Below are 9877 nucleotides of genomic sequence, written 5' to 3'. Positions count from 1 at the left end.
GGGCTCAAAAGTCTGATGGGTCGTTATGAAGCTCTACGTTATTCATCTTGATTGAACCGCCGTATACCGAACGGTACGTACGGTGGTGTGAGAGGACGGGAGTTAATCACTCCCTCCTACTCGATTTATGGAACGACTATCTGTGGATTTCCCTTCAAAAAAACTATATTCGATTACCGCGGTTTTCTTATTGAGTAAACATGTTCCCCATCTCTATTAGGAGGTGGGGATTTTTACACTTACATAGTAAAGTCAGCATTGATTGTAGAAGAATCACTGGATCTGAAATGGGCTATTTACTTCTAATGGAAAAATAGTATTCTGGAAACCATTGCTAATATGTATCGTCTAATTTGCGAATGGAAAATAATGCAAATATATTAAAAAGGAGGAGTTTTATTGAGACAGATTGTACTACTGAGTACTTTAGTATTTTTACTGAGTGGCTGTATGGGTGAAGACAAAAATACTTTTTCAGGAAGTGGAGATAACTGGGATGTTTCTTATGAAGCAATCGTTACAAACGAAGTGGAGCAACGAACTGCGGGGAATATTAAATATATAGGAGAAAACAATGCTCCTAAAACGTTATCCTATGAAATCAAATATAACAACAAAGGGCAAGATAAAGCGACCGAACATATTCATGAAAGGCACCAATGCTAATGCAAAAGGCGACTCCGTAAGTGTGTATAATAAAGAAATAATCGCGACAATATAAAAAACGTCACCTAAATTAGCCATTGATTGGCCAATCCATAAAAAACGAAACGAATGATTTTTCATTCTTACTACCCCTTACTATCAAAATTACATCTGATTTCTTAGGGTAGTTTTACACTCGTAATATTCCTCCTTTAAATTAAGAAAAACGACATATATAGAACACGAAAATTTTACTAAAGGGATTTCTATCTAAAAGAAGAGTAATAAGAATGAAAGGTAATTCAGATAAGTCAAATTATATAAACAGTTAGAATATATTTCCATACTATTAGAAACTATTATATACTGAAACAAAATACGCCATTACATTCCAATCAATTATAAGGCGATGTTGCTTTCAATTGATTTATCTTGATTGTGTAAAACCGAAGATGACAAAGGCAAGGAAATGAGGAAGGTCAATGAAAATATTCATTTGAATATATATTAGTAGGATACATGGGGGATTACGTTGAATTGCAGAAGGAAGATTTACAACAGATTTAAAAAATTACTTATTGGAAATAGCAGATGATGATAGAAAGAAGTGGTAAAATGACAAATTATTATTATATTGCCTCAGATAAAAGGTTGGAAGATGGTAATGCGTCTCTACAATTTATAGAGACGGAAGAATGGCTCATTCCCGGTTTTGATTATCCTGTTCAACGAGAAATTATAAATGGTGTAGAAAAACAGTGGGAATTGCGTGAGTTACTCCAATATATCCATAATAATACTGCACCTTATGATGTATGCACTGTTCAGATAGCACACGTAATTAATCCAACTGAATTAACGATACAAAATAAATCAACTATATTACTACATGAAATTATTGATCCTAAACAACTTCTATTAGCGGAAGGTCAATTATTAACCATAAACAAAGTATAAAACCTTCATATGGGCAATTTATTCTTTTAGTTCTTTAGAAAAGACGCAACCCAATTTTCAATATCTTCCCGGGTAGCGGATAGAGTGATTCCAAGTTTTGATTCAGTTCCCATATACGAATTAATATAGCCAGTATCCATGAAAACCGTGAACTCATAAAATTTTTCATCATGAGGGTCTTGTGAATATGAGAAAGAAACCCCTGGCGAAAGCACACTTAAAGTTCCATTATTCTTTCCGTCCATTTTCTTCAACTGTTCAAGTAATGTTTCGATATCTTGATTGAGCCAAACAAAGTTATGTGAGTAATTCAAGAATCCGTAAGAGAAGGTTAATTTGAATTCAATTTCGAAAAGGCCATCTTCTGGCTCTCCAATTTTAAATACTTCATGTGTTACTTCTGTTTCGCTAAAATCAAAACTTCTATCTTTAAGTGTATATTCCATAGTCACGTATCCTTTCAATATAAAAATTTCTGTGAAGTGAACTAACGATCGTGTGACACATGAAAAATGATACTATAAAGATCATAAAAAATGAATCAGGATATCTTTTATAATAACTTTATTTTTTGTTGTTCAATTCAAATAACGTAGCTGGGTTGTAAAACTTAAATTGCAAAGTGTTATGACGAAAAAATCAAATGTTTTAGTTTAAATGGGTAAATAGGTTTTTACGAGGGGGAGAGCTAGATGAGTAGTTTTTTCTTAATTCTTATGGGCGTTTTTATTGTGGTTGCAAATCTTATTGGGTTTATATATTACAAGAAAAAGAAAAGCCTATACTATGCAGCTTTTACCGTATTACTATCAGCAGTTTTTTTGGGGGCAATCGGTGGCGCAGTAGCACTTTTTGTTATTCGCGATGCTTTTGCGATATTTTACGGCATGCAGATAGGATATTATTTATTAATAAATAGCGCCATCGTTTTTTTTATTGCGATTTTAGCAACTATAATAAAAAAGTTATCAACACCATGATATAGTACCTGATTATATTTTAGAAGTCGCATTCGATCTACATAACAACTAAACTCATTGATATATATGATTGTTAAATGAAGTATCCTATTTTGCTGTTCATAGTAGGAGTTGAGAGAATTGGTTAAAACGATAACTTTCTCATTTATTAGTAATGCCTTTAAAGGAACTGAGGCAACAGAGACATTTACTTTTGAAGAATTAGAAATTAATGAAAATCTGAATGAAAAAGAATTGGAAATTGAAATTGACCGAATTTATCAGGCGTGGATTTGGAATAAACTAAATGTATCGGGGAGCATCATTATAGATGAACCCAATACATGTCAATAATGCTTGTTTTATGAACGGATACGATATCGCAAAAGATTATAAAAACATGTGACTTATTTAATTTTTATCCGTCTAACAGTATGAGGAGGGATAGAATGAAAAAGAAAAGTTTAATGATGTTGATAGGAATTATAATGATTTTAGCTGCTTGTTCAGAAGAAAATGTCAGTAAAGATAAAGAAGATCAAAATAAAGTGAATACGATTGATTCAATGTATAAGGAGGGAGGTATTTCGATTTCTATAGCAGTTAGCCAAAAGAGATTTGAGCAAGGAGAGACACCGCTTGTTAGTATAAGAAATGAAGGGGATACACCGGTGGATTACACAGGGCCAGGAACGAGCTTGGAATACTTACAAGATGGCGATTGGGTTGCAGAGGATGCAGTAATAGAGGATAAGTTAAACGTATTAGAACCTGGGAAAGAAATTGAGCAGAAACTTTCGTCATCCTTTATACAACAAAAAGGTGTTTATAGGATTGTCTTTACATTTCATGCCAACCAGAATGAAGAAAGTAAAAAAATAGCGTTTACGTTTCATAAGGAGTGATCAAAATGGAGAATTCTGTTTTATGGTCAAAAAAATTTATACCAGTTTATTTTGTAGTAGCATTTTTAAGTTTTCTGCTCTTCAATAATTACATACAAGCCAATGTGATTGGTGTTGCAATTTAGGGATAAGATTATTATTGGGGTGGCAATGACTCTACTGGTTGCAGTGTCGATTGGTATAGTTTTTGGTGGAATTATTTTTGGTTTAGCAGGTTTTTTCTCTTTAATTGGCGTTTCTTATGAATCAATTGGCTCTCTACTGCTATTCATATTTGTTGTTTTTTTGGTTGGCATTTTCTTTGAAATAATAGAGCAGGTCACGTTGTTTTTTATAACGCGAGCTAATCTACCTAGTAAAGAAAAATGGATTTGGATAGCTCTAATTAAATTCATTTTAAGTTGGATTGTTATATATATTGTTAATGAATTAATGACAACAGTAGTTTTATCAAGCTTAGCAGTATTTTTAACAGCACTTCTTATAGTCAGCATTGACATAGTGTTTGATGATAAAAAAGAGGCAGTAAATAAGAATTAGACCCCTGTTACTGGCCAAATTATTAAGTTATGGGAGGGTATATCTTGAATGCAATAGTACTAATTACATTGCTTGTTTCTCTGTTCGTCTCCACCATAACTTGCATATGGATATTTAAACTAAACAGTAATAAGTGGCTGAGTGTGCTAACAGCATTGGTTATAAATACTGTAATTTTACTAATAGCGACTGTCCTTTTTTATAAATTTGATGTACAAGCTTTTCATAAACAAACAGATGGCGTCTTTAGCAGTTTAGGAATATTAGTGTTTACGTTTTTTATTCCCGTGCTAACACTTATAAATTTTTATACTCTAGAATTTCTAAGATACCAGCGTAAGAAAATATCTTACTAATGAATTGTTTTATTTCGTTAACGGGTTCGTTTACGTGATAAGGTTCGCACTTCAACCTCCTATTTCCCGAAGAAGAATCAGTCGTGGATAGCTCTAATCAAAGACATCGTGAACTTCTAAATTCAGGAAGTCTCGTCCTCAAGTCTAATAACTTGGGGGTGGGATTTCTTTTTTGTGTCATCAAATAATGAATTTTGGAGTGGTAGCGATGTTGCAATTTTCTAAATGGAAAAATCCTTTATTACTGCTGCTTGGGATTCAATTAGTATATAGTATAGGCTCTTTTGCTTTTTTGGTATTGGGTCTTATTATGAATCTAGTGGTATTGGATAAATCGAGAAAAATCCATTATTGTACAGATAGTAGTGGCAATGAAAGTTCAAATCCAGTCTAATAGATATATATATGTGATTTTAAAAAGACTTTTTAAATTAGGCACCTTGGCTTTATAAGCAGATGCCTCCAATACCGCAATAGGGCTATTATATTCAAATATGTAACTTATTTAACTTATCTCGGTCTAATACTATTAGGAGGGATAGTATTAAAAAGTACAGAGAAAGATTTAATGTAAAAGGAATCGGGATTGTTATTGCTTTATTTATCTCTGTTGGAGCATTCACTTTAATTAATTATGTTATTCCGAATAATTTAACAGGCAATCAGGAGCCACCTGTTGATCATGAAAATGGAAGTGTAGAAATCCCAGCTATTAAATTACCTAAAGATTCTTTAAATGCAGACATGGTTGGCTTAATTGTATATAACGGAAAGATTTACACCCAAACAAACACAAAAATAAATCCGACAGATGCAAAAGCTCTTAAAGACGATAAACTTGGAACTACTAAAGGGAATATTGATGAATGGAGTAGACAAAAAGAATATGACGAAGAGTTAGCTTCTACAATTGGAGTAACGGATGTTTATTCTGTGAAAGGCTATGATAAAAACTTTAGAATAATGGTTGATCAAGGACAGGATGGAAATAAATACGCGGAGTTTTTTGAAAACCTTAACGGAATTACAATAAGCAGTGGTAAGGATGTATTTGGCAAATTAAATCTGGTGGGAAATGTAAACTCTGCCCAGTGGAGAGCCTTCAGTGATTGGGATAACGATATTGATAATTACAAGCCGATTTTCGATATGGACGCATTAAATACTTTCCTAAAAGAGCTGAACAAAACAAAGCCTCTTCCTCGTGAACAAGATTCAGACCCAATAAATAATTCTCGAAACAATGAGGAATACAGAGAGCTAGCTTTACAATTAAAAGACGGTTCAACGGTTAAACTTACTCTTCTAAGAGATGGATATATCTATTATGGATTGGCAGATGTCTATTTTGAAATGAATGAAGGCGTGTTTTCAATGTTTTGGAACCATCTTAAGTAAAAGTAATATTCAACATTCGGGGGCAGTTGCTTAGTAAAAATTACGCTGTTAACGTGCGTTTTGAGAAATAAGATGCTTAAAAGAAAATATATATTGTAAGGGGTGAAAAAATGAAAAAAGGATTGGGAGCAGGCTTGGAATTGATTCGTATCGCAATCATATTATTAATTAGTGGAGGTTTATTAGGTGGATTAGTGAACTTAATCTATGCGGGTTTTGGAATAAACGTAGATGATACTAATGGTGCTTGGCTAGTAGGGGTATCCATTCTAATTATTCTTTTTGTTTTGTATAGAAACAAGCTTCAGTTCTCTGGATTTTACAAAGGCGATCAAATAGTAAAACTACCAAGGATAATCAGCACCATTCTAATTTCAAGCTCTATAATACTATTAATTATTGCTCCGATTATCCGTTAACGGACCATTTAATTAAATAAGAACCCGATCTAAGCAGAATGAGATAAATGCTTTGAAACGTATAAATAGCATTTAGGATGTGAGGTGTACTGTCAATGATTGATTGGCGTTGGGCTGAAGTTGATACACTAGAAAATAAAGGGGAGTGGAATGAAGCAAAATCACTCTTGATAAACAACTGGAACCAAAATCCTGATGATTTAAAGACTGTTATTCGTCTTGGCTTTTTTTGTTGGTATGTTCTAACAGAAGAAGGACCAGTAGAGATTCAGGATGTAGATTTTGATGAATTAGAGACTATATTACGTCAGGTTACAGATTTTGGATTGGTTAATTGGGGGATAAATGAGGATTTTTTATGGTGTTTTGGTTATATGATTTCATTATTCCCATATTATTTTGGAGAATTTGAGTATTGGGAAGAAAAAGGGATTTCCATGTTAAAGCGTGCTTATGAAATTTGTCCAGATGAACCAGTGTATAAATATTCTTACTTGGGATCTTTTCCGAGATCAGACGAAAAACTTAAAGATGAATTTCAAAAGGTTCATGTTGTTCTTGAAGATAGATTTCAAGGAAATGGAGTTTTATCGGAATACTTTAAAAGCGTTTGGAATTGTTGGCATGAGAGTTAAATTAACGAATGCGGTTATTGAACACCGATCGCTTGCTATAGCAACCATTTAGTAGCGGTTAAAGTATTGTACAAGTATGTTGAAATAGTTAACTTATAGTGAAAATCCAATTCAATATGTACTTGAGGGAAGTTTATTTGAAGAAATTAATGACTATATTTTTTACAATCATGTTCTTAACAGCTTGTTCAAAAACTACGAACCATAATTATATGTTTAATGGGGAAAGTGAGCATTGGGAAGCTGAATACACTTATAACGGGACAGAAAAATGGGTAGAAAATGATGGGCAAAAAAAATATTCGAATGAGGATAATGATAGGTTTATATTAAAATACAAAGGTTCTTTGAAAGAGTTGTCTTCATTACAAAAAATCGAATACTCCTATGAAACCACCAGCGGTAGTGGGCGTGTAGCTGAAGAGTTTACGGAGCCTCCGTCAACAGGAATATTTTCGTCTTCAGGAGGTTCAAAAGGCGGGGCAAAAGTAGGTGAAGATGAGGTCATAAAAGTACATGTAAAATGGGATGATCTTGAAGAGTCGTTTGAACTGCATAATAATACTAACTAACGAGCCACTTTGCTAAATAAAGTGCTGTAACTAAAATAAAAAACACAGTCTCATGCGATAGACAAAATCACGCGATGTACTTTCCCCGTCTATTGATTTTACCCCGCAAAAACTATATGCTTAGTAGCAGTTATATAGAATATTTTGGTTCTTCGTCAAGTAAACGAAGAGTAAATAGGAATCAGGTGTAAATCCTGAGCGGTCCGGCCACTGTAATGGGAAAACATTTCCCTAAGTCAGGAGACTTGCCAAAGTATGTAAGCATGACACCTTCCGGTAAAGGGTGAATTGTGTATCATTCAATTTGCGCTGTCTAATTATTGAACATACATGGTCCCCATCTCTATCAGGAGGTGGGGGCTTTTTTAATGAATTAGCCACTGCGTATAACATACCTTTACTAGAAAAGAAGGGTTGGATTGAATGAAAAAAATGAAAAACACCTTCATGAAATATCAAAACACAATCTATTACAGCCTCATATTTTTACTATTATTTAGCACGATTGCCTATGCAGCCACATCGACTGAAAAAACCGCTTCGTTTAATTTCAATGAAAAAATAGAAGCTTCTACGCTGAAATTAGCTAGCGGTGGACTACCTGATGCGGAATCCGATCAAACGACAGATAGTAAGACTGACCAAGAAAACTCGTCAAGCTCGCAACAACCGACAACTCCGGACAAATCGCAACAGAAGTCGGAAGAACAGCCGCAAGAACCACAAAATACCGAGCTGGATTCGCAAAATAAGCCACTCGCTAATCCTGAGACTACTGCACAGGACACGAAACCGGCTCCAAATGATAAAGTCCCTGCTGGCGGCAACACGACACCTGCTTCCGGTAAACCAAAACCGAACAGCCGTCCCGATATCGAAATCGTCGACATCGCGGATCAGCAAAATCGCTATTTTACAACAAGTATCACCAATAATGAAACCGTTACCGATCCATTGTACAGTGTCACGGTAAATCACTTGGATGAAACACTCATTGCCCAGGAAATGAAGGTTACGGTAAACGGTAAGAAATTGAGTGACTATAAAGGTGTCCTTTCATTAACAGAAGGCACGAACGATATTCAATTCCAAATGATCTATAAACAAACAGACAACAAACTATTGCGCGTCAGCCAGTCGTATCGCGTGACCTTAAACAGTCAAGATATCGTGATCATAACCGAATTAAAAGATCAAACGGTGATCGAAGACACCATTTCATTCACAGCTACAGCTACACAAGGTGAACAAGATGCCAAGCTCAACGTCTTCATGAATAACAAAGAACTTAAACCACTGACTGGCAGCGCCTATAAAGCGACACTAGTCGAAGGTGAAAACACGTTCAAGCTTACCGCGCAAGTAAACGGCAAAAAAGCAGAGCAAAACTATACCGTGATCTATGAAAAAGAAAAAATCTCCATTAAGTTGAACACCGACTTAAAAGACCAACAAGTAAACAGCGCAGACTTTTCATTTTACGCAAAAGCTACTGCGAATGAAGCAGACGTACCACTCAGCGTCACAGTGAACGATCAAGAGGTCGAATCGGCAGACGGTATGAATTATGTCGTGCAGCTGATCAATGGAACGAACGTTGTCAAATTATTAGGAAACTATCAAGATGAAAAAATTGAAAGACAGTATAAAATTTCCTACAACGATCCGAACGTCAATGAAAAACCACAAGTCGATCCCGACGCACCGAAGCTCGTGACCGATCTCAAGTCCGGCAGCAAAGTCAAAGGTGATATTAAAACGATCAACGTTTGGCCAGTGACTGCTTCTGGTGAACGAATCAGAGGGAAAAACGTTCTCGTGCAAGTGAATGGTGAAAACGTGCCGTTCACTTGGGATGACAGTGCAAAAACGAGTTATAAACTGACGTTGCAGACCGGACAAAACACCGTCACCATCAAAGTATGGGATGACGAAGAGCGGACGGTGACCGAGAAATTTACGATCACGTCCGTTGCACCGGCAGAAGATGGCATCATCGGACAAGTGACGATCAGTCTAGAAGCTTCTGTTCTTGGTGTTCCGTATTTGATTAAACCGACAAAAATGGATATTCATCAAGGGGAAAAAGGGTCGTATATCCTCGACCAATTTATGCGAGATCATGGCTATGATTACGGCAAAACGGGAAATTTCGACAGCAGTTTCTATTTACGAGATGTTAGTAAGCCTGGCATGCTAAATCATGTAGCGATTCCCGACGATTTATGGGAAATAGTCGAGAAAGTTTCCACTACTTCAAATCGCGATGCGTATTCACCGGATAGTCTAAGTGAATTCGATTTCGCGAATGGCTCCGGCTGGATGTTTAGCGTCAATAATGACTATCCGAACTATGGCTTTTCGGATGCCTATTTCTTAGATGGAGATGTAGTGAGAGTGCGCTATACTCTTCATTACGGAAAAGACATCGGTGGGCATGAAGCGTCAGGAAATGGCACGAATGATAATTGGAATAAAGAATGGTAACGAA

12 protein-coding genes and 1 riboswitch are annotated in these 9877 nt (G+C 35.5%); of the genes, 11 read left to right on the top strand and 1 reads right to left on the bottom strand.

Annotated features, from left to right (window positions below):
- Positions 1 to 399: 399 nt before the first annotated feature.
- The gene (locus Q7P97_RS13195) at positions 400 to 666 is read left to right on the top strand and encodes a hypothetical protein (RefSeq protein ID WP_303969728.1); all 267 of its coding nucleotides are present in this window, start codon (positions 400 to 402) and stop codon (positions 664 to 666) included.
- A 594-nt stretch (positions 667 to 1260) separates the two neighbouring features.
- Positions 1261 to 1602 (top strand): hypothetical protein, encoded by a 342-nt coding sequence (locus Q7P97_RS13190; RefSeq protein ID WP_303969726.1) that lies wholly within the window; start codon positions 1261 to 1263, stop codon positions 1600 to 1602.
- Between the two features lie 26 nt (positions 1603 to 1628).
- Here Q7P97_RS13190 and Q7P97_RS13185 read toward each other — a convergent pair whose 3' ends face one another.
- A complete protein-coding gene (locus tag Q7P97_RS13185; protein ID WP_303969724.1) occupies positions 1629 to 2048 on the bottom strand; it encodes a hypothetical protein in 420 nt (139 codons plus the stop codon).
- A 246-nt stretch (positions 2049 to 2294) separates the two neighbouring features.
- Here Q7P97_RS13185 and Q7P97_RS13180 point away from each other — a divergent pair, with 246 nt between their 5' ends.
- The 9 genes from Q7P97_RS13180 to Q7P97_RS13140 all read left to right on the top strand — a co-directional run bounded on the left by Q7P97_RS13180 (position 2295) and on the right by Q7P97_RS13140 (position 9873).
- The gene (locus Q7P97_RS13180; RefSeq protein WP_303969723.1) at positions 2295 to 2582 is read left to right on the top strand and encodes a 3-isopropylmalate dehydrogenase; all 288 of its coding nucleotides are present in this window, start codon (positions 2295 to 2297) and stop codon (positions 2580 to 2582) included.
- Positions 2583 to 2702: 120 nt separating this feature from the next.
- The gene (locus tag Q7P97_RS13175; protein WP_303969721.1) at positions 2703 to 2915 is read left to right on the top strand and encodes a hypothetical protein; all 213 of its coding nucleotides are present in this window, start codon (positions 2703 to 2705) and stop codon (positions 2913 to 2915) included.
- Between the two features lie 95 nt (positions 2916 to 3010).
- Positions 3011 to 3466, top strand: a complete 456-nt coding sequence (locus tag Q7P97_RS13170) for an immunoglobulin-like domain-containing protein (protein ID WP_303969720.1) — start codon at positions 3011 to 3013, stop codon at positions 3464 to 3466.
- Between the two features lie 150 nt (positions 3467 to 3616).
- Positions 3617 to 4006 carry a YrvL family regulatory protein gene (locus Q7P97_RS13165; RefSeq protein ID WP_303969730.1) on the top strand — a complete coding sequence of 130 codons (390 nt, stop codon included), beginning with the start codon at positions 3617 to 3619 and terminating at the stop codon, positions 4004 to 4006.
- 1100 nt (positions 4007 to 5106) lie between these two features.
- Positions 5107 to 5760 (top strand): hypothetical protein, encoded by a 654-nt coding sequence (locus Q7P97_RS13160; RefSeq protein WP_303969718.1) that lies wholly within the window; start codon positions 5107 to 5109, stop codon positions 5758 to 5760.
- Between the two features lie 110 nt (positions 5761 to 5870).
- Positions 5871 to 6179 (top strand): hypothetical protein, encoded by a 309-nt coding sequence (locus Q7P97_RS13155; protein WP_303969716.1) that lies wholly within the window; start codon positions 5871 to 5873, stop codon positions 6177 to 6179.
- A gap of 95 nt (positions 6180 to 6274) precedes the next feature.
- On the top strand, positions 6275 to 6814 hold the full coding sequence (locus tag Q7P97_RS13150; RefSeq protein WP_303969714.1) for a hypothetical protein: 540 nt from the start codon (positions 6275 to 6277) through the stop codon (positions 6812 to 6814).
- Positions 6815 to 6951: 137 nt separating this feature from the next.
- Positions 6952 to 7386, top strand: a complete 435-nt coding sequence (locus Q7P97_RS13145; RefSeq protein ID WP_303969712.1) for a hypothetical protein — start codon at positions 6952 to 6954, stop codon at positions 7384 to 7386.
- A gap of 128 nt (positions 7387 to 7514) precedes the next feature.
- A riboswitch (cobalamin riboswitch) is annotated at positions 7515 to 7653 on the top strand.
- A gap of 156 nt (positions 7654 to 7809) precedes the next feature.
- Positions 7810 to 9873: a hypothetical protein gene (locus tag Q7P97_RS13140; protein WP_303969710.1), complete on the top strand. Its 2064-nt coding sequence runs from the start codon at positions 7810 to 7812 to the stop codon at positions 9871 to 9873.
- Positions 9874 to 9877: the final 4 nt, after the last annotated feature.

This window comes from Sporosarcina ureae, from assembly GCF_029267015.1.
GTDB classification, from domain to species: Bacteria; Bacillota; Bacilli; order Bacillales_A; family Planococcaceae; genus Sporosarcina; species Sporosarcina ureae_D.
This window is presented reverse-complemented; position numbering and strand designations above follow the sequence as displayed.